This window comes from Azospirillum sp. VT-I1 (genome assembly GCF_055698305.1).
Genome location: NZ_CP168803.1, coordinates 415253 through 437365, shown reverse-complemented (window position 1 = coordinate 437365; position 22113 = coordinate 415253). Strand labels below are relative to the sequence as shown.

Genomic DNA, 22113 nt, shown 5'->3' with positions numbered 1-22113 from the left:
TTCGGGGGGTGGATCGGGGCGGAAGCGCGCTCGGGCCGGATCAGGCGAGCCGGCGCGGCACCCAGGTGAAGGCGGCGGCCGGTACGGCCAAGCCCGCGCTGCGCATCTGCTGGGCGCGGGTCACCACGGCGGCCCCCTCCAGCAGGTTGCGGGCGATCTGTTCGACCGTGCGCTTGTCCGCCGCTTCCAGGAAGCTGCCCTTCACCCAGTCGTTGAAGGCGCCCATCGCCGGGCCGCACCAGACCTGGAAGTCATGGCGCCGGGTGGCATCGTCCAGCATCGGCCAGCGGGCGGCGTTGAACAGATACCAGCGGAAGACCAGCGCCATGCGGTGGCGCGGATCGGCCTCGGCGCGGGCCAGCTCCGCCGGGTCGCGCACGGCGAAATGCCCGCGGGTCTGGCGCCAGATTTCCTCCAGCGGGGCCTGGAAGACGTCCCGTTCCAGCGTCGCGCGCTCGGCGGCGGGCAAATCGTCGATGCCGGAATGGCGGCAGTACAACTCGTACAGGCGCTGGGCGCGGAAGGGGAACATGGTGCCCCGCTTCATCACCTGGACCTTCACGCCCATCTCGAACATGTCGGCGGCGGGCGCCATGGTGACGTCGGTGCAGGCAAGGTCGGCCAGCATGCGGCGGACCGACAGCGGCTGCCCGGACTCCGCCGCCGACTGGTTCACCGACCCGATGACGACATAGGCCGCCCCCATGGCGAAGGCGCCGGCCAGCGCCGCGGGCGTGCCCAGCCCGCCGGCGGCGCCGACGCGGATGTTGCGGTCATAGCCATGGGCGGCGACCATCTCGTCGCGCAGGCGCTGGATGATCGGAAACAGGACGGTGAGCGGGCGGTTGTCGGTGTGGCCGCCGGAATCGGCCTCCACCGTGATGTCCTCGGCCACCGGGATGGCGGCGGCAAGTTCGGCCTCCTCGGCCGTCAGCACGCCCTGCGTCACCAGATCGGCCAGCATGCGTTGCGGGGCCGGCGCCATGAACTGGTGGGCGACCTCGGCGCGCGAGACCTTGGCGAAGATGTGGGTCAGGCGGCGGACCGCGCCGGTGGCCGGATCGCGGCTCAACCCCTTGGCGGCCAGCTCCACCACCGACGGCGTCAGCGCCATGAAGGCGGAGGCGGAGACACGCCGCACCCCCTGCTGCAGGAACAGCCGGCAAACCGCCGTTTCCAGCGCAGGGTCGTTGGGGCTGTGGATCAGGTTGGCGCCCCAGCCCGACGCCTGCGGCCCGAGCGCCGCGCGGATCTCTTCGATGCCCTCCTCCACCCGCTGCGGCGACAGGCCGGCGCTGCCGTAAAAGCCGAGCAGCCCGGCGCGGGCGGCGGCGACCGCCATCGCCGGGGTGGCGATGCCCCGCGCCATCTCCCCCGCCACATAGGCGAAGCGGCAACCGTGGGTTTCCTGAAAGCCGCGGTCACCCAGCCATTCCGGATAGAGCGGCGGCAGGGTGGCGACGGGCTCCAGCCCTTCCGCGATGAAATCCGGAGGACGTGTCGAAGCCCCAAGACGGCCTTCACGGTTCCTGACGATGTAAAGCGGCTCCCGGCATTTCTGGGCCATTTCCAGAATCAGGGACGGATCGAAGCCTGCCGTCGCCGATGTCAGCGGCGGCACCGCCGTCTCCCGGTAATTCATGTCCACATCGACACCCGAATATTGCCTTCACCCATCCCCCAGGGCGGGAGATCCGAACATCAGCCCCCCGGCCGCCATCCCCACACCCGGAACGGCATTAGGGCGCCCTAATCAAAAAACTCCCCTTCGGAAGTTTTATTACTTACCACTCTTGAGGTGTGGCAAGCATGAATTCGGTTTCATGCGGGATAATGTTTGTTTCACCCTGGAAATATCTTTACCCGCTTTAAACGATTCCATCGACGCGCAGCGGTGACCGGACGGCGGGCAAAGCTATGCGCGTATTTGGAAAGCCGATCCGCACAGGCTTGGATTGCGGACCACCACAACCATATGGCTGGGCATGCAGCCGACACCCCGACCCGCGCCGGACCGGCGCAGCATCCTCGCCGCCGCGGCTGCCGCCTCCGCCGGCTTTCTGCTGCCGCGCCCCGTCCTCGCCGCGGCTGCCGGGATGCCGGCGGCCGGCAAGTCGCTGAACCAGGCGCTGCTGAGCCGCGCGCTCGACCGGGCGGCGGGGCTGGACCAGCTCCATGCGCTGGTGATCGGGCGGCACGGCGCCGTGCTGGCCGCGGAGGCTTTCCGGGGGCCGCCGGTCGGGCGCGCGGTGAACGTCAAATCGGTGTCCAAGACCATCGTCGCCTCGCTGGCCGGCATCGCGCTCGACCGCGGGCTGTTGCGCGGCGTCGATGCGCCGTTGGGCGAGGTGGCGCCGGAACTGATCCCCAAGGGCGCCGACCCGCGGGTGGGCAGGCTCACCGTCGCGCAGCTTCTCACCATGCAGGCCGGGCTGGAGCCGACCTCCGGCCCAGGCTATGGCCGCTGGATCGAAAGCCGCAACTGGGTCGCCGACGCGCTCGGCCGCCCCTTCGTCGCCGAACCGGGCGGGCGGATGATCTATTCGACCGGCAGCTATCACGTTCTGGGGGCGGTGCTGGCCCGCGTTTCCGGGCGCAGCCTGCTGGCCCTGGCGCGGGAATGGCTGGGCCGCCCGCTCGGCATCGAATTCGCGGGCTGGACGCGCGATCCGCAGGGCTTCTATCTGGGCGGCAACAACATGGTGCTGTCGCCGCTGGACCTGTTCCGCTTCGGCGAGATGTGGAGCCGCGGCGGCGTCTGGGACGGGCGTCCCGTGGTCAGTGCCGCCTGGGCGCAGGAATCCTGGGTGCCGCGGACCCGCTCGCCCTATTCCGGCGACGAGTACGGCTATGGCTGGTTCCTGGCGGAATCGAACGGCCATCGCATCGCCTATGCCCGCGGCTATGGCGGACAGATGCTGTATCTGGTGCCGTCGCTGGGGCTGACCGTCGTCGTCACCTCCGACCCCGGCCGGCCGGCGCGGTCGGACGGCTATGTCGGCGAACTGGGCGCCCTGCTGACCGGCCACATCATGCCGGCGGCGGAGCAGGCCTGACCGGCACCGGCCTCTGGGAAGAAGGAACGGCGACATGCGGACCGACGACCCGTTCGACCTCCAACGCTTCCTCGACGCGCAGGAGCCGGTCTTCGCGACCGCGCTGGAGGAATTGCGGAACGGGCGCAAGCGCAGCCATTGGATGTGGTTCGTCTTCCCGCAGCTGCGCGGGCTCGGCCGCTCCCCCACCGCCGAATTCTACGGCCTCGCCTCCCTCGACGAGGCGCGGGCATATCTGGCGCACCCCACGCTCGGGAGCCGGCTGGAACAGGCGACGCGCGCGGTGCTGGCGGTCCGGGGTCGGACCCTGCACGAGATCTTCGGCTCGCCCGACGACATGAAGTTCCGATCCTCCATGACCCTCTTCGCGCTCGCCGCCGGACAGGGGGACTCGCCCTACCGGGAGGCGCTGGCCAGCCGGTGCGACGGCCGGATGGACGAGGCGACCCTGGCGCTGATCGGGGAACCGCCCCCTCCCCCACAGGCATGAGGGAAGGGGCGGCAACCGCGCCTCAAGCCGCGTCGCTTCAGGCAGCCTGATTCATCTGCCGGACGCGCTGCGGGTCGAGCTTCAGCCGCGAGGCGAGATATTGCAGGTAGGAGCGTTCCGCTTCCGACTGTTCGTTCACCGCCATCCGCGACGCCAGATAGACCTGCTCGGCCGTCTGCTGGTCCTTCACGGACTGGAGCAGCGAGTCCAGCGGCTGCGGCCGGTCGAGTTCCTGCTCGACGATGCGGCGTTCCTCCGGCCCGGCACCGGCCTCGTCCAGGGTGCCCAGGATATGACTGCGCTCGTCCGGCGTGATCTCCCCGTCGGCATTGGCGGCGGCGATCATGGCGCGGATCAGCAGAAGCGCCTGCTGGTCCTCCATGGCGACGGCCGGGTAGGCACCGTCGTCGGGCTCTTCCGCCTGCGGGGCGCTGCGGGACTGGAAGACCTGCGACAGGCGGTCCGACAGCGACTCGCTTCTCTGGCCGCCTCCCTGGCCGGTGCCGGCAGAGCCGGTGGAGCCGCTGCCGCCGAACAGGCTGCCCAGGATGCCGCCGGCCTGATCGCCCCACGGGCTGCCTCCCGGCCTGCCGGCCGGTTGCGTGCCCTGGCCCGCCGCACCCTGGCCCACTGCGCCCTGATTGCGTTGGCGCTCCTGGAACGCCTTGAAGGCGAGATACCCCAACGCCCCCAGACCGGCCATCGACCCGACGCCCATGCCGCGGCTGCCGGACGCGGAACCGAAGGCGCCGCCCGGTACGCCGCCCCCCAACCCGCCGTTGCCGAGCACGGATCCCATGGCGTTCATACCGCCATGGCTGCGCCCTCCCATTCCGGTCGCCAGCATGGTGCCGAGGATACGTTGCAGATCGGCCATTTCGCTCTCCCACTCCAATTCCGTCGATGATCCGTCAACAGCACGGACCGCTTTCCGTTCGGGTGCCGGGCCGCGATTGGGAGACCGAAATTTCCGTACTCCGAACTTTTCGCTTTACCATGCTGCGTTGCAAGGGGGCGGATGCGACGATGGCCCGTTACCCAGTCCGACAACAGGGAGACAGACATGGCCAAGGCCAACATCAACGACCGGTCGAGTTTCGAACGCATCTACGACCGCCATACCTTCGAACAGGACGCGGCGTCGAATGCGCGCAGCAAGGCCACGGTCGTCCATGGCGTGAAAATCCTCTCCGCCCCCGATGCCGACGGACAGGTCGAGATCTCCCGTGCCTCCCACCATGTGGCGGAAGGGAACCCGGAGGGGGACACCATCTTCGTCCCCGCCTTCAGCCTTCACGATTCCACCGCCGCCGACGGCAACACCTATGCCGGCTCGGCGGCGCCGACGGCGAACGCTCCGGGCGAGGCCGCCGACGAATACCGGAGCTTCATCGACGATGTCGTGACTGCCGCCAAGCAGGGACACTTCAAGCCCGACATCGGCCGCGGGGAAGAGCGGCTGAAAGGCTTTCACGGCGGCTGAGCGGCCGGCAGAATTCTCCGATCGGCACCGGGGCCGCTAATCGCGGCCCCACAAGCTGCGTTCACCCAGATCGTCGACACGCTGGCGCTCCAGCGCCTGGGAATAGCGGCGTAGCGCGAAGGACTCCGTCACATAGCCGATGATCCGCCGGTCGGTGGGAGAGGACAGGACCGGCAGCGCCTCCACCTCCGCGGTGCCGAAGCGGTTCAACACGGTGCGGGCGTCGTCGCCGGGCATCAGCACGGCATCCGCCTTGCTGGCGAGCGTGCCGACGCAGGTCTCCGTGGCCTCCGCGTCCTGGTCCGGATCGTGGATCTGCGACATGTCGATGAGACCGGCATATCTGCCGGACTCGTCGATGGCGAACACCGTCTTGGTCGAGCCCAGCGGATAGAGGCGGCGCAGCGCCTCCACCGTCAGGGTGGCGGGCACCGTCTTGGCGTCGCGCCGCATCAGCCGGAAGGCGGTCAACTCCGACAGCCAGCCGATGTCGTAGGCACCGCGGATCGGCACGCCGCGCAGGTGGAAACGCCATGTCGCGAAGGAATAGCCGAAGGCCTGCCGCACCACGGTGGTGGACAGCACCACCCCGATCAGCACGCCCGACGCCGCCCACAGATCCTGCGTCGTCTCCAGCACCAGCAGCACCATGGTGACCGGCGCGCCGACGACGCCGGCGGCGACCGACCCCATCCCCACCAGCAGCAGAAGCCCGCCGTCGATGCCCAGCCCCGGCAGGAAGCTGGCCGTGGCGATGCTCAGCAGGCCGCCGAACAGGCCGCCGATGAAGAGCGAGGCGCTGAACAGGCCGCCGCGGAAGCCCGATCCCAGCGACACGGCCGAGGCCAGGATCTTCGCCACCAGTGTCAGGGCCAGGGCCAGCGCGCCGCCCGCCAGTTCCGGCGGCACGGCGCCGGGGCCGCTGCCCATCACCGCCGGCACCGCCAGCGCCAGCCCGCCCACCACCAGCCCGCCGACCGCCGGGCGCATCCAGCGCGGGACCGGCAGGCGCTTGAACCCGCGCTCCGCCACCGTCACCGCCTGCATGGCGAGGATGCTGAGCCAGCCGGCCAGGAAGCCGACGACGCCGCAGGCGGCGTAATCCCAGCCGGCGATCTCCACCGGGCGGCCGAGCGCCAGCGGCGCCTCGCCGCCGGTCAGCAGGGCCGATGCCGCCACCCCCAACGCCGCCGCCGCCCCCACCGGGGCCAGCGCCGCCAGCGTGTAGCCGCCCAGCACCAGTTCGAAGGCATAGAAGGCGCCGGCCAGCGGCGCGTGGTAAGCCGCGGCGATGGCCGCCGCCGCCCCGCAGCCGACCATCATGCGCAGATCGGCCCGGCGCAGCCGAAGCCGCTGCCCGAGGGAAGAGGCAAGGCCGGCGCCCGCCTGGGTATAGGCCGCCTCCATGCCCACCGACGCGCCGGACGCGTTGGACAGCGCGGTCGTCACCGTCAGGCGCAGGCTGTCGATCAGCGACATCTTGCCGCCATACAGCGCGTTCGCCTCCACCGCATCGACGATGTCGTTGGGCCGCCAGCGCCGCACCAGCATGGACAGGATGCCCAGCAGCAGCCCGCCCGCCACCGGCACGCCCAGCGTCCGCAGCAGGTCGGGCACCCCCTGACCCAGCTTCTCCCCCTCCGGTAGGTCGAAGGCCAGCGCCTGCAGAAGCAGGACCAGTTCGTGCAGCGACCCGACCGCCAGCCCGACCGCCCCGCCGACCAGCCCGGCCAGCACCACGACGGCCAGCGCGCTGTCGCGCACGCTCCAACGGTCGGACATCGCGGTCGCGGCGGAGGCGTCGAGCGCCGCGTAAGGGTCGCTGCCGGCGCGGGCGTTTTCGCCCACGCCGTCGATGGAGGCGGAATTGTCCGGCATGATCACGCTGACTTATGGCCCGTCCGTCCTTGGACAATGGGCCGGACGGGCGTGTGTTCCGTCAGGATTTGCCGGGCTGCGGTTTCGCCTGCGGTTTCACCGTCGGCGGAGCCGATCCCGCCTGCGGGGCGGCGGGGGGTGCCGTCTCAACCGCCTGAGGGGCCGCGGGAGGAGCAGCCGGAGGTGCGGAAGGCGGGGCGGCGGGCGCCGCATCCGCCGGGGCCGGGGCCGGGGCAGCGGCCGGGGCCGGAGCGGTGCCCGCGCGGCGCAGGACATGGATGAGGTTGTCGCGCACCTTGTCGGCCAGCGCCACGTCGGGTTCGGCCGCCTCGTGGAAGATCACGGTGAACAGGCGGCGCTGCGACAGCAGGAAGTTCAGCGTGACATACAGCTTGCCCTGGGGCATGGCGCATTCGACCGATCCCGTGCGCAGCCAGACCGAACCGGCCTGCTCGGACGGGTTCAGGCTGACCGTCGGGGTGCCTTCGCACCGCTGCTTCATCGCGTCGGCGAAACCGCCCGACAGCTCGTCGATCTTCGCGTCCTCGCCCACCGCGCGCTCGCGGATGCCGCCGACGATGGGGCCGAAGCGCCAGGCGACGTCGGCCGGGCGGCGTTCCTGCGGGATCTTGTCCATCGGCACCAGTTCGGCGTCATGAACGCCGGCCGCGGTCAGCAGGCTGTCCAGCCCTTCCGGCAGGCGGTTCTTCTTCTCCGCCGGGCGGCCGGCCGCAACCTTGATCGGCGGGACGTTGCCGCCCTTGTCGACGCAGGTCTTCAGGTCGCCCAGCACCTTCTTGGTGCCAGCCAGCTTGAAGGCGATGCGGTCGGTGGCCGACAACACCACCAGCTCACTTCCGGCCATCAGGGCGTTGACCAGTTCCTCGTCCTTGCCGTTGGAGACCACCAGCATGTCCGGCTGCGAGGCGATGGCGACCCGTTCGCGCTTCAGCTTCTTGTCCACCTCGATGGTGACCGGCCATTCGCCGCCCTTGGGCAGGTCGGCGCCGGGGATGCCGATGCCGATGTTCATCTCCCCCTTGGGGCTGCGGGCGAACATCAGCACATGGCCGGAGGTGAATTCCCCCTCCGCCACGCAATAGGCGAAGCTGCCGTCCTTCTTCTTGGCAGCACCGCCGTCCCAGCTTTCGATCAGCTCGCCCGGCCCCTCGGGCTTCGCCGGGGCGGCCGCGCCCTGTCGGTCGCCCTGCTTTTCGGCCGGCTTGTCACCGGGCCTGGCATCCTGCGCCGGCGCGCCGGGGACCACGATCTCGGCCTCCGGCACCGGCAGGCCGTAATACACGGCGGGGGGACGCTCGGCTCGACCGGCACCAGCTCGGCCACCGCCGGAGCCGACGCCACCCCCAGCAGGAGAAGCGCGGACAGCGAAGCGGCGAGGCGGGCGGTCATGACGAGGTAATCCATAGATGGTTGTGGCGGCGAAGCTATCCGCGCCCGCCCCCATCCGCAAGCCCAACCGCCCATCCTGTTGCAGGAGGCTGACACCTGTTGCACAGGACACGCAGGGAATACGGGAGGATGCGGCTATCCGCCGAAGAAGGCCGCGCGCAGCGCCTCGTCCGACAGCGATGCCACCGGCCCGTCGCCCACCACCCGGCCCAGCCGCAGCAGGACGGCGCGCGGGGCGACGCTCAGGGCGCGCGCGGCACTCTGTTCAGCCAGCAGTACGGCGGTGCCGGCGGCGGCGATGCGGCCGACCGCGGCGAAGACCTCGTCGGCCAGCTTCGGCGACAGGCCGAGCGATGGCTCGTCCAGCAGCAGCAGGCGCGGCCGCCCCATCAGCGCACGGCCGAGGCTCAGCATCTGCTGCTGGCCACCGGACAGGCGCCAGGCGCTGTCCCGGCTCTTGGCCGCCAGATCGGGGAACAGGGCGAAGACGCGCTCGACATCCTGTGCGCGGTCGCGGGCGGCGGCCAGGCCGGCGACCTCCAGATTGTCGCGCACGCTCATGCCGGGAAAGACCCGCCGCCCCTCCGGCACATAGCCGATGCCGCGCCGGACCCGCGCCTCCGTCGCCAGCGGGCCGAGGTCGCCGCCGTCGAAACGCAATTCCCCCCGCGCCGGCACGAGGCCGAGCAGCGCCTTCAGCAGCGTCGACTTCCCCGCCCCGTTGGCGCCGAGCAGCGCCACCGTCTCGCCCGCCGCGACGCTCAGCGACACGCCGTCGAGCGCCGTCGCCCCGCCATAGCCGGCGGTCAGGCCGCGGACGGACAGCAGCGCACTTGAGTGAACTTCACTCATTGGGCATCCCCCGCCCGGCCGAGATAGGCCGCCGCCACCGCCGAATCCCGGCGCACCCCGTCGGCCGGCCCGTCATAGATCACCCGCCCGCGGTCGAGGCACAGCACCCGCCCGGCCAGCGGCAGCAGGAAGCCCATGTCATGCTCCACCAGCAGGACCGCCATCCCCTCCCCCGCCAGTTCGCGCAGCAGGGCGGCCAGCTCCGCCTTCTCGCCGTCGGTCAGCCCGGCGGCGGGCTCGTCCAGCAGCAGGACCGCGGGCCGGCGGACCAGGGCGCGCGCCAGTTCCACCCGCCGCCGCAGCGCCGCCGGCAACCCGTCGCAGCCCTGCCCGGCAAGGCCGCCGACGCCCAGCCGGTCGAGCGCCCAGCGGGCATGCGCCTCCGCCGTCATGGCGTCGGGATCGACGGCGAGGCGGGCGGCGGCCACCGCCTCCAGCACGCCGGAACCCTCCGGCAGGATCGCCGCCTGGAAGCTGCGGGCCAGCCCGGCACGGGCCAGCCGGTCGGCGCGGGCGGCGGTGACGTCGCACCCGCCCAGCCGCACCCGCCCAGCATCCGGCCGCTCCAGCCCGGACAGCAGGTTGATGACCGTGGTCTTGCCCGACCCGTTGGGGCCGATCAGCCCGGTGATGCTCCCCGGCCGCAGTTCCAGCGACACGCCGTCCACCGCCCGCACGCCGCCGAAGGACTTGGCCAGCCCCTCCACCGTCAGCCCGTCCACGGAAACGGACGGCGGCGGCTCGCGCGCTTCCGGCAGGGCACGGGCGGGACGGCCGAACAGGCGGCCGGCGGCGCGGCCGAGCAGGCCGGTCAGCCCGTCGGGCGCCAGCAGCACGGTCAGCAGCAACGCCGCGCCATAGACGACCAGATAGCCGCGCTCCAGGAAGCGGAACCATTCCGGCAGATGCAGCAGCAGCACGGCACCCAGCACCGCGCCGGCCATCCGCCCCCGCCCGCCGACGATGGCAATGGTGAGGATGGAGACCATGACCGGGAACTCCAGCACCTCCGGCGAGACGACGCGCTGGGTGTGGACGGCCAGCGCCCCGGCCGCTCCGGCGAACAGGGCGCTGATGCCGAAAGCGGCCAGCCGCAGCCGGCCGACGTCGAGCCCCAGCGTCCCCGCCGCCAGCGGATCGTCGCGGAGCATGGTCAGCGACCGCCCGAGCCGCCCGCGCGCCAGCCACCACCCGACCAGACCGCCCAGCGCCACCAGCCCCCAGACCAGCCCCGCCATCGGCAAGCCGCGCGGCACCGCCCAGCCGAACAGCACCACCCCCGGCACCCCTCCCAGCCCGTTGGACCCGCCGGTCAGCTCCGGCAGGTTGACCGCCAGCAGATGGAGGACCTGCGCGATGCCCAGCGTCGCCAGCGCGAAATAATGCGATTCCAGCCGCAGCACCGCCAGCCCGACCGGCAGCGCCAGCAGGAGCGGCACCAGCATCGACAGCGGGAAGGTTGCTTCGAATCCGAGGCCATAACGGCTGCCGAGGATGCCCGTCACATAGGCGCCGACGCCGAAGAAGGCGCCCTGCGCGAGCGACAAGGCGCCGCCGAGCCCGAAGACGATCTGGAACCCGAATGTCGCCAGCGCATAGACACCGGCGACGGTCAGGACGCGCAGGCCGTAGGGAGAGGCGAAGACGAGCGCGTAGACGAATAGAGCGAGGGCGCCGGCAAACAGCGCGACATTCTCCACCCCGACATAGCCCCCTCTCCCCCCGGGGAGAGGGTTGGGGTGAGGGGGTTCCGCCGGCCGAACGCCCGTCGCCGCGCGTCCCCTCACCCTGACCCTCTCCCCGGGGGGAGAGGGAATCTTCACCGGGGAAAGCGGGTCAACCACGGCGCCGCACCGCTTCGCCGAACAGCCCCTGCGGCCGCAGCACCAGGATCGCCAGCAGCGTCAGGTACAGCGCGCCCAATGCCACCGGGTAGGACAGCACCGACGACACCCCCACCTCGAACAGCGCGATCAGCAGCGCTCCCACCACCGCCCCCGGCACGGAGCCCCAGCCCCCGATGGTCACCGCGATGTAGGCCTTCAAAATCAGATCCCCGCCCGCGGTCGGCGTCACGAAATAGCGGTTGGCCAGCAGCAGCCCCGCCGCCCCGGCGCAGGCGGCGCCGATGGCGAAGGTCACCAGGATCATCGCGGTGACCGGCACGCCGCAGGCCCGCGCCATCTCCGGATCCTGCGCGGTGGCGCGCAGCCGCCGGCCCAACTGGGTACGGGCGAACACCCATTGCTGCGCCCCGATCAGCAGCGCCGCCACCCCGACGATGGCGAGCGACTGCTCCGGAACCGCCAGCCCGCCGATGTAGAGAATGGCGTCGCCGAACAGCGGCGGTGCGGCGCGCGGTTCCGGCCCGAACAGGATGGCCGCACCGTTCTGCAGGATGATGCCGATGGCGATGGTGCTGATGAAGACCGACACCGGCGGCCGCCGCCGCAAGGGAAGATAGGCCGCCAGCGCCAGCAGCAGCCCAAGCCCCGCCATCAGCGCCAGAACCACCGGCAGCAGGGCGATGCCCGGCAACGGGATCAGCGGCGCCAGCGCCACCGCCAGCAGCCCGCCGGCCATCACCAGATCGCCCTGGGCGAAATTCACCGCCGAGGTGGCGTTCAGCACCAGCACGAAGCCCAGCGCCACCAAGGCATAGGCCGCGCCCAGCGCCACCCCGTTGACCAGCAGTTGAAGCGCCGCCATCCGCTCACTTCGCCGCAAGCGCGGGGTCGTCGTACCGCTTCGCCAGCACCGGCACGCGGCTGGTCCCGTCATAGCAGACGATGACGGCGGAATGGGCCATGTTGCCCTTGCCGTCGGACTTGTAGGTCATGGCGAGGCCCTTGAAGCTCTCCGCCGACAGCGCCTTGGCGATGGCGTCCGGTGTCCGGGCGCCGGCCTTCACCGCTTCCAGCACCATGGTCATGCCGTCATACTGGCCGAGCGCGAAGGCGTCCGGCTCCTTGCCGAAGGCGGCGCGGTAGGCGTCGGTGAAGGCCTTCACCTCCGGCGTGTCGCCGGAAATGGGCGAGGCCGCGGTCTCGGCACAGACGCCCTTCAGCTCCGCCGGCTCCAGCAGGGCCGCAGTGCTCGGCTGATGCATGGCGGAACCGGCGACGATGGGCACCGCCACCCCGCTGGAGGCCGCCTGCCGCAGCAGCAGCGCCGTCGGGCCGGAATGCAGGTGCAGCACCAGCACGTCGGGCTTGGCGGCCAGCGCCTTGGTCAGCACCGGCAGCAGATCCTTGGCTGCGGGATCCACCCCCTCCTCGAAGACGGGCGTGACGCCCAGCGCCTTGAAGGCGGCGTCGAGATGCGTCTTGCCGCTCTGCCCATAGGCGGTGGTCTGGTAGATGACGGCGGGCTGACGCTTGCCCAACTCCTCCACCACATAGCGGGCGTGGGCGGCCTTGGTCACGGCGTCGCCGGGGAAGAAGCGGAAGACCCAGGGGTTGCCCTGCTCGGTGATCGACGCGGTGCCCGACACGGTGACCAGCGGCAGCTTCAGTTCCTGCGCCAAGGGCAGCATCGCCAGCATCTGGGTGCCGAGCATGCTGGCGGCGACCGCGCCGACCGTGCCGCGGCCGGCCGCGCGCTCCAGCGCCGTCACCGCCGCCTCGGGCGAGGTGCCGGTATCGACGACCTCCGACGCGATGGCGACGCCGGCCGGCGTCTGCTTCAGCGCCAGGACGGCACCGTTCCGCTGGCTGGTGCCCTCCAGCGACAGGAAGCCGGTCAGCGGCACCAGCACCGGGAAGGACAGCGTGTCGTCGGCGCGGACGGCGGACGACAGGCAGGAGGATGCGGCCAGCAGGCCGATCAGGAGGGGAAGCGCGCGCCGCATGACCGAAAACTCCTCAACACGCGCCGGCAACCGGGGCGACGCGGAGGAGACGGGGCGTTTTGCAGGCGATCCGTCGGGTTCCGGTCGGCTCCCTTCGCCGGCATGACCCGGATCAGGTTCGATGGGTGTTGTCTCAGCCCGCGCATCCGCCGATCCGGCATCCGCACGGGCACCCCAGCCGTGAACAGGCGGCGAGAGTGTCGCCGCCGGGCCCGTCCTGTCAAGAACCCAGCCGGCGGCGCGCCACCACGGTTTCACGATGCAGGATGTAGAGCCCGCTGCCGATGATGACCATGGCGCCAAGCAGCACCGGTGCGGTCGGCAGGTCGCCGAACACCATCCAGCCGAACAGGCTGGCCCAGACCATGCTGGTATATTCGAAGGGTGCCACCACCGCCGGCGGCGCGCGGCGGAAGGCCTGGGTCAGCAGCACCTGCGCCCCGGCGCCGATCGCGCCGACCAGCGCCATCAGTCCCAGCGCATAGGCGGTCGGCGCCGTCCAGACGGGGATCGTCAGCGCCCCGCTGACCACCGTCGTCGTCAACAGCAGATAGAGCACGATGGATGCGCTGGTCTCCGTCCGCGACAGACCGCGCACGGCCAAGGCGGCCAGCGCATAGAACAGGGCGGCGCACAGCCCGACCAGAACCGGCACCAGCGGCGCACCGGTGGACGGCTGCGCCATCACCACCACGCCGCCGAAGCCGACCACCACCGCCACCCAGCGGCGCCAGCCGACGGGTTCCCCCAGCAGCGGGGCGGACAGCGCGGTGATGAACAGCGGCCCGGCGAAGCTCAGCACATAGACGTCGGCCAACGGCAACTCGCGGAACGCATAGAAGAAGCATCCCATGGAGATCAGCCCGGCGAAGGCCCGCCAGACATGCCCCCAGGGCCGTCGCGTCCGCATCGCCGCGATCCCGCCGCCCCGCCACAGGGTGTAGCCGCCCACCAGCAGGAGGGCGACCAGCGAGCGCACGAACATCAGCTGCGGCACCGGGTAGTCGGCGGTCAGGAACTTGATGAGCGTGTCCATCGCCGCGAACAGCAGGATCGCGCCCAGGAAGCAGCCCACGGCATAGGGGACCGAATCGGCCTCGGCAGGCAGCAGGTCGGCGGTCTCGGCGTCGGTCATGGGATCGGTTCGGACGGGCAATGGCGGAGGTTGCCCACAATATGGGCAAATCCGCCCGCGTCCCAATGCCGCAACCGCAGGTCTGGTAGGCGTGGGGTTTGGCGGGGTTCAGGCGATGGATGCCCCCTCCCCATCCCTCCCCGCGTTCCGCGGGAGAGGGGGCAGGACGCTTGTCTAGAGCGGTTTCAATGCCGAAGCAGCGGCAGTCCCCTCTCCCGCGTCAGCGGGGAGGGTTAGGGAGGGGGCATCGCCGTCAGCACTCCCCCACCCCTCACCGCGTCAGCACCATCACCAGCCGCTCCACCGGCGTGTCCCCGACCAGATGCGACTCCACGATCTCGTCGATGTCCTCCGGCGTTTCCGGCCGGTACCAGATGCCCTCCGGATACACCACCATCAGCGGCCCGGCGGAACAGAAGCCGAGGCAGCCCGTCAGCGCCATCCCGACATCCGTCAGGCCCTTGCCCTGGATTTTCTGGTCCAGCCGCTGCCACAGCGGATGGGCGCCCTTGGCGGCGCAGCTGCCGCGCGGGTGGCCGGGCGGGCGCTGCTGGGCGCAGCAGAAGACGTGGTGGCGGAAGGTCGGCGGCAGGTCGAGCGGCATCGGGCATGCTCCATAACCATAATTTTCATATGGATAAGAAGCATGCCAGAATGCTGCGCTGCGGCAAGACTTTTATGACGCTTCCAAGTCCAGGCACCCGCTGGCTTTCCCACCTCAGGAAATGCTTGGTCAGCGGCGGGGTTGCCGGTTAAGAATCCCCGGCAGGGGCAATCCAGGAGACGCCGGTGCTGCTGAGCGGGTCGGGGAAGGGTCAGCCGGGCGCCGTGCCGGGCTGGGTCGGGTATGCGCTGCTGCCGGTTCTCAACCTCGTCGCGGCCTTCGTGCTGTCGGGGCTGGTGATCCTGGTGATCGGCGAGAATCCGGTGGACGTGCTGTCGCTGCTGGTGACGGAGGCTCTGGGATATCCGGAGGCCATCGGCTACACCCTCTACTACACCACCAGCTACATCTTCACCGGGCTGGCGGTGGCCATCGCCTTCCATTGCGGGCTGTTCAACATCGGCGGTGAGGGGCAGGCCTATCTGGGCGGGCTCGGCGCCGGGCTGGTGGCGCTGGCGCTGACCGGCTGGCCCTGGCCGGTGGTGGCGCTGCTGGCGATCCTGGCCTCGGCCCTGTTCGGCGCCGCCTGGGCCTTCATCCCGGCCTGGCTGCAGGCCAAGCGCGGCAGCCACATCGTCATCACGACGATCATGTTCAACTTCATCGCCGCGTCGATCATGACATGGCTGCTGGTGGACGTGCTGATCCGCCCCGGCAGCCAGTCGCCGGAAACCCGCGAGTTCGATCCCGGCGTCTGGCTGCCGTCGATGGACCGGGCGCTGGGCTGGCTCGGCATCACGATTCCGGCCTCGCCGCTGAACCTGTCCTTCCTGTGGGCGCTGGCCTGCTGCGTCCTGTTCCACCTGTTCCTGCGCCGGACCCGCTGGGGCTACGAGCTGCGCACGGTGGGCCGGAACGAGCGGGCGGCGGTCTATGCCGGCATCTCGCCGGCCCGCAACATCATCATCGCGATGCTGATCTCCGGCGCCCTGGCCGGCTTCGTGGGCGTGAACGAGATCCTGGGCGTGCAGCACCGGGTGATCCTGAACTTCACCGGCGGAGTCGGCTTCGTCGGCATCGCCGTGGCGCTGATGGGGCGCAACCACCCGGTCGGGATCATTCTGGCGGCCTTGCTGTTCGGGGTTCTGGCGCAGGGCGGCGGTCAGCTGTCCTTCGAATACCCCACGATCAACCGCGAGCTGGTGATGGTCATCCAGGGTCTGGTCATCCTGTTCGCCGGTGCGATGGAAAACCTGTTCAAGCCGCAGGTGGAGGCTCTGTTCCGCCGCCGCGGTGCCGCCGCCGTCGAGACGGGGAGGAGCTGAGCGATGGAGGACGCGCTTCTTCTGGCGCTGCAGCTGCTTGGCGCCACCGTCCGCGTGGCGACGCCGCTGGTGCTGGCCGCCTTCGCCGGCATGTATTGCGAGCGGGCCGGCGTGGTCGACATCGGGCTGGAAGGCAAGATGCTGGCCGGCGCCTTCTTCGCCGCCGCCGTCGCCTCGGCCACGCTGAACCCGTGGCTCGGGCTGCTGGCCGGCATTGCCGCGGGCGTGGCGCTGGCGATGGTCCATGGCTTCGCCTGCATCACCCACAACGGCAATCAGGTGGTGTCGGGCATGGCGATCAACATCCTGGTCGCCGGGCTGGCCCCGACTCTGGCCTATGCCTGGTTCCAGCAGGGCGGGCAGACGCCGCTTCTGCCCAACCAGGCGCGCATCCCCGCGGTGGAGCTGCCGGGGGTGGAGGCGCTGGCCGGCGTCCCCGTGCTGGGGCCGGTCTACCGCGAGCTGTTCAACGGCAACAACATCCTGATCTGGGTGACGCTGGTCCTGGTGATCGCCACCCACTGGGTGCTCTACCGCTCCCGCTTCGGGCTGCGGCTGCGGGCGGTGGGCGAGAATCCGGCGGCGGTCGACACCGCCGGCCTGTCGGTGGCGGCGCTGCGCTATCAGGCGCTGATCGTCACCGGCGTGCTGACCGGCATGGCAGGGGCCTATCTGTCCACCGCCCATGGCGCCGGCTTCGTCCGCGACATGACCGCCGGCAAGGGCTATCTGGCGCTGGCGGCGCTGATCTTCGGCAAATGGCGGCCGGGGCCGACCCTGTTCGCCTGCCTGCTGTTCGCCTTCACCGACGCGGTGCAGGTGCGCCTGCAGGGCGTCGTCCTGCCGGGCATCGGCGTCATTCCGGTGCAGTTCATCCAGATGCTTCCCTATGTGCTGACCGTGCTGCTGCTGGCCGGCTTCGTCGGCAAGGCCATCGCCCCGAAGGCGAGCGGCATCCCCTATGTCAAGGAGCGCTGAGGCCATGACCGACACGCCCGAGCTTGACCGCCTGATCGAAGCGGCGCGCGCCGCCCGCGAGAACGCCCACGCCCCCTATTCCAGGTTCAAGGTCGGTGCGGCCATCCTCGGCGATTCGGGCCGCATCTTCGCCGGCTGCAATGTGGAGAACGCCGCCTATCCGCAGGGCCAATGCGCGGAAACGAGCGCCATCGGCGCCATGGTGACCGCCGGCGACCGCCGCATCCGCGCCATCGTCGTGATGGGCGGCGAGGCGGGGGCGGAGGAAATCTGCACCCCCTGCGGCGGCTGCCGCCAGCGCATCCGCGAGTTCGCGGCGCCGGAAACGCCGATCCACATCTGCGACCCGGCCGGCCTGCGGCGGACCTTTACGCTGGAGACCCTGTTGCCGGAATCCTTCGGCCCCACCAATTTAGCCTTCTGAGCGGAGTTCCCCGACATGACCGCAGCCCGCGCCGCCGCGGACATCCTTCACCGTGCCTCCGGCCACCGGCCGCGGGTCGGCATCGTGCTGGGCTCCGGCCTGGGCGGCATCGCCGACCGCATCGCCGATGGGGTCGCCATCCCCTACACCGACATTGCCGGCTTCCCCATTCCCAGCGTGTCCGGCCATGCCGGGCGGCTGGTGGTGGGCCAGCTCGGCGGGGTGGAGGTCGCCTGCATGCAGGGCCGCGTCCACGCCTATGAGGGCAACGGCTTCGACGCGCTGAAGACCGCAATCCGTGCGCTGAAGCTGGCCGGCTGCGACACGCTGGTGCTGACCGCCGCCGTCGGATCGCTGCGGCTGGAGGTCGGGCCCGGCCGGCTGATGGCGATCAGCGACCATCTGAACCTGCTGGGCGCCAACCCGCTGACCGGCCCGAACGACGAGGCCTTCGGCGAGCGCTTCCCCAGCATGACCGACGCCTGGGATCCGGAGCTGCGCGGCCTTATGAAGGACGTGGCGGCCGGCCTGTCCATCGATCTGGCCGAGGGCGTCTATGCCGCCTATCCCGGCCCGTCCTTCGAGACGCCGGCCGAGGTGCGGATGATGAAGCTGCTGGGCGCCGACGCGGTCGGCATGTCCACGGTGCCGGAATGCATCGTCGCGCGCCATTGCGGCCTGCGGGTCGTCGGCTGTGCCGTCGTCACCAACCTGGGCGTCGGGCTCGGCGACGGGCCGGTCGACCATCACCAGACCCTGACCGCCGCATCGGCGGCAGCCGCCGACCTGGAGCGCCTGCTGGTCGGTTTCCTCGAACGCCTGCATGAAAAGGACGGGTCCCGGTCATGAAACTGTCTGCCGACCTGCAAAGCGCGCTCGACGCCAGCGCCAACGCCCCGTCCGACGCCGATCTGGCGCGCCGTGCCGTGGGCATGCTCGACCTCACCAGCCTGAACGGCGACGACAGCGACCGGGTGGTGGAGGCGCTCTGCGCCCGCGCCGTCACGCCCGTCGGGCCGGTCGCCGCGGTCTGCGTCTGGGCGCGCTTCGTGCCCACCGCCCGCAAGGCGCTGGACGGCACGACGGTGAAGGTCGCCACCGTGGTCAACTTCCCCACCGGCGAAGCCGACGCATCATCGGTGGCGGCGGAGACCCGGCGCGCCATCGCCGATGGGGCCGACGAGATCGACGTGGTGCTGCCTTACAAGGCCTTCATCGACGGCGCCCGCACCCAGCCGATCAATGTGCTGAAGGCCTGCCGCGAGGCTTGCGCCGACAAGGCCCTGATGAAGGTGATCCTGGAATCGGGCGCCTTCCCCGACGCCGACCTGCTGGCCTGGGCGGCGCGCGACGCCATCGCCGCCGGCGCCGATTTCCTCAAGACCTCCACCGGCAAGACCCAGCCGGCCGCCACCCTGCCGGCGGCGGCGGTGATGCTCGACAGCATCTATGAATCGGGGAAGACGGTCGGCTTCAAGGCATCCGGCGGCATCCGCGACGCGGCGGAGGCGGCGCGCTATCTGGCGCTGGCCGACCATATCCTGGGCGAAGGCTGGGCGACGCCGCAGACCTTCCGCTTCGGCGCCTCCAGCCTGCTCGACGCGCTGCTGGCCGCTGCCGGCCACGGCGAACGGGAAGGCGAACGCGAAGCGGCCCCGGCGGGAGGGTACTGAGACATGCTTCCGCAGGAGATCGTCCGCGCCAAGCGCGACGGCCAGCCGTTGGACGCCGCCACCATCCAGGACTTCGTCCGCGGCATCACCGACGGCCGCGTCTCGGAGTCCCAGGCCGCGGCCTTCGCCATGGCCGTCTTCTTCCGCGGCATGAGCCTGGACGAGCGGGTGGCGCTGACCCGGGCCATGCGCGATTCGGGCACGGTGATGGAATGGAGGTCGCTGGACCTGCCCGGCCCGGTGATCGACAAGCATTCCACCGGCGGCGTCGGCGACAAGGTCAGCCTGATCCTGGCGCCGATGCTGGCCGCCTGCGGCGGTTTCGTGCCGATGGTGTCGGGGCGGGGCCTCGGCCACACCGGCGGCACGCTCGACAAGTTCGAGAGCATTCCCGGCTACCGTGCCAAGCCCGACAACGAGTTGCTGCGCCGGGTGGTGAAGGAGGTCGGCTGTGCGGTGATCGGCGCCACCGACGACATCGCGCCGGCCGACAAGCGGCTCTATGCCATCCGCGACGTGACGGCGACGGTCGAATCGCTCGACCTCATCACCGCGTCGATCCTGTCGAAGAAGCTCGCCGCCGGGCTCGACGCGCTGGTGATGGACGTGAAGTTCGGCACCGGCGCCTTCATGCAGCGCCTCTCGGATGCGGAGGCGCTGGCGGAAAGCATCGTCACCGTGTCCAAGGGCGCCGGCCTGCCGGCGGTCGCCCTGCTGACCGACATGAACGAGGTGCTGGGCCGCAGCGCCGGCAACGCGCTGGAGATGCGCGAATGCCTCGCCATCCTGCGCGGCGAACCGGCCGAACCGCGGCTCTATGAAGTCACCGCGGCGCTGGCGGCGGAACTGCTGGCGCTCGCCGGGCTGGCCCCGGACGCCGCGGCGGGACGCGCCATGGCCGACCGCTCCATCGCCAGCGGTGCCGCGGCGGAACGCTTCGCACGCATGGTGGCGGCGCTGGGCGGGCCGGCCGACCTGCTGGAGCAGCCGGACCGCCATCTGGAAAGCGCGCCCATCGTGCGCCCGATCTTCGCCGAGCGGGCGGGCTTTGTCGGCGCCATAGACACCCGTGGGGTCGGCATGGCGGTGGTGGCGCTGGGCGGCGGCCGGACCAAGACGACCGACGCCATCGACTTCGCCGTCGGCTTCGACGAGGTGGCCGGGCTGGGCGACGCGGTGGGGCCGGGCGACCGCCCGCTGGCGATCCTGCACGCCCGCACGGAGGCCCAGGCCGACGAGGCGGAACGCCGCCTGCGCGCGTCGGTCACGGTGACGGACACGGCGCCCGCGCGGGGGCCGTTGATTGCGAAGCGTTTGGGGTAATGGATAACGCCCTCTCCCGCCCCGGGAGAGGGAGGGGACCCGCGCCGAAGGCGTTGGGAGGGTGAGGGGCTATCCGGACATGGATCCCTTGATCCTTGGATCACCCTCACCCTTCCCAAGCTCCGCTTGGGCCCCGAGGTCGCTCGCAAGTCTCGCGACCGCATTCCACCTACGACCGCGTTGCGGTCGTCCGGCCTGCGGCCGTCGGCTCCATGCCCTCTCCCGGGGCGGGAGAGGGAGGATTGTCCGCACCCTACCGCCGGAACAGGAACTCGCGGCCGACCTTCACGCGGCGTTCGCCATCATACTCGATGATGTCGGCGGTGGCGTAGGTCTCGGTCCAGCGTTCGGGCAGGTAGCTGCCGGTGCCAATCACGTCCACCGGGGCGTTCGCCTCCGCCATCAGCCGGCACTTGGCCGGGCCAAAGCCGCTGCTGGCGACGATCTTCACCGCCGGGAAGCCGGCATCGTCCAGCCGTTCGCGCACGTAATGGATCGCCGCCGCCGACACGCCGGTGCCGATCAGGTAGCGCAGCTGCGTCTCGTCGCGATAGCCACGGATGGCGTGCGGCGCATGACGCTCCAGGACGGCGTAGGAGCCGGGCGGGTCCAGCCCCTCGACGAAGCGCCCGCCGGAGGTGTCGAGCCGCAGCGCCAGCTTGCCCTGGGCGGCCAATTGCGGGAAACGGCGGCAGACCTCCAGCCCGTCGGTGATCTCACGGCCGAAATAATCGACCAGCACGGTCAGGGACAGGTCGGGGAAGGTCTCGTGGAACATCTCCGCCGCGCGCACGGTCGATCCGGCATAGCCGATCAGGGCGTGCGGCATGGTGCCCATGCCCTTCTCCTGCCCGAAATAGGAGGCGGTGGCATCGGTAGCGTTGCCGATGAAGCCCTTGGCCCCGACCTTGCGCTTGGCCCGGTCGGACCCGACGGAGGCGGCATAGGCCATCATCTCCGCCATCTCCGTCCCGGCGCAGTGGCGGGCGTCCATGGCGAGGAAGGCGACCTTCGGCAGGTCGGCGCACATGGTGAAGGCGTTGTAGGCGGCGACGCTGGCCGGACCCAGCTTCTGCAGGATGATCGTCTCGCAATCGACCAGATGATAGAAGGAGCCGGTGACATACATGATCGGCTCGCCGGCGCCGACCCATTTGCCCTCGGGGTAGTTCAGCTCGATCTGGAAGCTGGTGTTGCGCTCGCGCGCCACCGCCTCCAGCCAGTCCACCGCAAGGCGCGGGGCGCAGACCACCGGGCGCCGCATGAAGATGGCGTAGGTGACGGTCTTATCGCCGAACTTGCCCACCGCTTCCTTGGTGCGGCGGAAATAGGTGTCCGTCCAGTCGGGCACCGCGGCGGAGGACGGGTGAAGGGCCGTCGGCCCGTGGCCGGCCGTCCCGATTCCCGCTGCGCGGCTGCCAACTGATCGGTTGTCGGTGCTGCTCATACCGGTAACCCTCGCCTTCCGCCCCTGTCCGCGCCTGTGTCTGCGCATTGCTTCGCGATGCTTCGTTCTGGATGGCCCGGCCGCCGGACAGGGCAGCCGGCCGGTTGTGTTGGAATCCCAGCATTATACGCCCCGGGCGGGCGGGGAAGAGGCTTCCCACCTTGCCAACCGGGAACGGATGGCTG

General features: G+C 70.7%; 20 protein-coding genes and 1 riboswitch. Of the genes, 9 read left to right on the top strand and 11 right to left on the bottom strand.

Annotation, left to right across the window (positions count from 1 at the left end):
- Positions 1-40: 40 nt before the first annotated feature.
- Positions 41-1642: a PfaD family polyunsaturated fatty acid/polyketide biosynthesis protein gene (locus AB8P05_RS20595; RefSeq protein WP_472760682.1), complete on the bottom strand. Its 1602-nt coding sequence runs from the start codon at positions 1640-1642 to the stop codon at positions 41-43.
- 343 nt (positions 1643-1985) lie between these two features.
- Here AB8P05_RS20595 and AB8P05_RS20590 point away from each other — a divergent pair, with 343 nt between their 5' ends.
- Positions 1986-3056 (top strand): serine hydrolase domain-containing protein, encoded by a 1071-nt coding sequence (locus AB8P05_RS20590; RefSeq protein WP_472760678.1) that lies wholly within the window; start codon positions 1986-1988, stop codon positions 3054-3056.
- Between the two features lie 34 nt (positions 3057-3090).
- Positions 3091-3546 (top strand): DUF1810 domain-containing protein, encoded by a 456-nt coding sequence (locus AB8P05_RS20585; RefSeq protein ID WP_472760677.1) that lies wholly within the window; start codon positions 3091-3093, stop codon positions 3544-3546.
- Positions 3547-3583: 37 nt separating this feature from the next.
- Here the strand turns inward: AB8P05_RS20585 and AB8P05_RS20580 are convergent, their stop codons facing one another.
- Positions 3584-4423 carry a tellurite resistance TerB family protein gene (locus AB8P05_RS20580; protein WP_472760676.1) on the bottom strand — a complete coding sequence of 280 codons (840 nt, stop codon included), beginning with the start codon at positions 4421-4423 and terminating at the stop codon, positions 3584-3586.
- 186 nt (positions 4424-4609) lie between these two features.
- On the opposite strand from AB8P05_RS20580, the gene AB8P05_RS20575 reads away from it, so the two are divergent.
- The gene (locus tag AB8P05_RS20575; RefSeq protein WP_472760675.1) at positions 4610-5029 is read left to right on the top strand and encodes a hypothetical protein; all 420 of its coding nucleotides are present in this window, start codon (positions 4610-4612) and stop codon (positions 5027-5029) included.
- Positions 5030-5065: 36 nt separating this feature from the next.
- Here the strand turns inward: AB8P05_RS20575 and AB8P05_RS20570 are convergent, their stop codons facing one another.
- The 8 genes from AB8P05_RS20570 to AB8P05_RS20535 all read right to left on the bottom strand — a co-directional run bounded on the left by AB8P05_RS20570 (position 5066) and on the right by AB8P05_RS20535 (position 14758).
- Positions 5066-6907, bottom strand: coding sequence for a chloride channel protein (locus AB8P05_RS20570; RefSeq protein WP_472760674.1), 1842 nt, complete (start codon positions 6905-6907; stop codon positions 5066-5068).
- Between the two features lie 61 nt (positions 6908-6968).
- Positions 6969-8210, bottom strand: a complete 1242-nt coding sequence (locus AB8P05_RS20565) for a hypothetical protein (protein ID WP_472760673.1) — start codon at positions 8208-8210, stop codon at positions 6969-6971.
- 242 nt (positions 8211-8452) lie between these two features.
- Complete coding sequence (locus AB8P05_RS20560; protein WP_472760672.1) at positions 8453-9169, bottom strand: ABC transporter ATP-binding protein; 717 nt, start codon at positions 9167-9169, stop codon at positions 8453-8455.
- On the bottom strand, positions 9166-10869 hold the full coding sequence (locus AB8P05_RS20555) for a branched-chain amino acid ABC transporter ATP-binding protein/permease (RefSeq protein ID WP_472760671.1): 1704 nt from the start codon (positions 10867-10869) through the stop codon (positions 9166-9168). Before AB8P05_RS20555 ends, AB8P05_RS20560 begins: the two co-directional genes overlap by 4 nt.
- Positions 10870-11005: 136 nt before the next feature.
- Entirely contained in the window at positions 11006-11878 is an 873-nt protein-coding gene (locus AB8P05_RS20550; RefSeq protein ID WP_472760670.1) for a branched-chain amino acid ABC transporter permease, read from the bottom strand.
- Positions 11879-11882: 4 nt separating this feature from the next.
- Positions 11883-13019 carry an ABC transporter substrate-binding protein gene (locus tag AB8P05_RS20545; protein WP_472760669.1) on the bottom strand — a complete coding sequence of 379 codons (1137 nt, stop codon included), beginning with the start codon at positions 13017-13019 and terminating at the stop codon, positions 11883-11885.
- Positions 13020-13091: 72 nt separating this feature from the next.
- A riboswitch (TPP riboswitch) is annotated at positions 13092-13206 on the bottom strand.
- Positions 13207-13239: 33 nt separating this feature from the next.
- Positions 13240-14154 (bottom strand): DMT family transporter, encoded by a 915-nt coding sequence (locus AB8P05_RS20540; RefSeq protein ID WP_472760668.1) that lies wholly within the window; start codon positions 14152-14154, stop codon positions 13240-13242.
- A gap of 271 nt (positions 14155-14425) precedes the next feature.
- Complete coding sequence (locus tag AB8P05_RS20535; RefSeq protein ID WP_472760667.1) at positions 14426-14758, bottom strand: (2Fe-2S) ferredoxin domain-containing protein; 333 nt, start codon at positions 14756-14758, stop codon at positions 14426-14428.
- Positions 14759-14943: 185 nt separating this feature from the next.
- Here AB8P05_RS20535 and AB8P05_RS20530 point away from each other — a divergent pair, with 185 nt between their 5' ends.
- From AB8P05_RS20530 to deoA, 6 genes are all read left to right on the top strand, one after another.
- Positions 14944-16083, top strand: a complete 1140-nt coding sequence (locus AB8P05_RS20530) for an ABC transporter permease (RefSeq protein WP_472760666.1) — start codon at positions 14944-14946, stop codon at positions 16081-16083.
- Between the two features lie 3 nt (positions 16084-16086).
- On the top strand, positions 16087-17061 hold the full coding sequence (locus tag AB8P05_RS20525) for an ABC transporter permease (protein ID WP_472760665.1): 975 nt from the start codon (positions 16087-16089) through the stop codon (positions 17059-17061).
- A gap of 4 nt (positions 17062-17065) precedes the next feature.
- Entirely contained in the window at positions 17066-17485 is a 420-nt protein-coding gene (gene cdd, locus AB8P05_RS20520) for a cytidine deaminase (protein ID WP_472760664.1), read from the top strand.
- 15 nt (positions 17486-17500) lie between these two features.
- Positions 17501-18334, top strand: coding sequence for a purine-nucleoside phosphorylase (locus AB8P05_RS20515; protein WP_472760663.1), 834 nt, complete (start codon positions 17501-17503; stop codon positions 18332-18334).
- 83 nt (positions 18335-18417) lie between these two features.
- A complete protein-coding gene (gene deoC / locus AB8P05_RS20510) occupies positions 18418-19158 on the top strand; it encodes a deoxyribose-phosphate aldolase (RefSeq protein WP_472760681.1) in 741 nt (246 codons plus the stop codon).
- Positions 19159-19161: 3 nt separating this feature from the next.
- On the top strand, positions 19162-20481 hold the full coding sequence (gene deoA / locus AB8P05_RS20505; RefSeq protein ID WP_472760662.1) for a thymidine phosphorylase: 1320 nt from the start codon (positions 19162-19164) through the stop codon (positions 20479-20481).
- A gap of 253 nt (positions 20482-20734) precedes the next feature.
- On the opposite strand, the gene AB8P05_RS20500 is transcribed toward deoA, so the two are convergent.
- On the bottom strand, positions 20735-21928 hold the full coding sequence (locus AB8P05_RS20500; protein ID WP_472760661.1) for a nicotinate phosphoribosyltransferase: 1194 nt from the start codon (positions 21926-21928) through the stop codon (positions 20735-20737).
- Between the last annotated feature and the right edge of the window lie 185 nt (positions 21929-22113).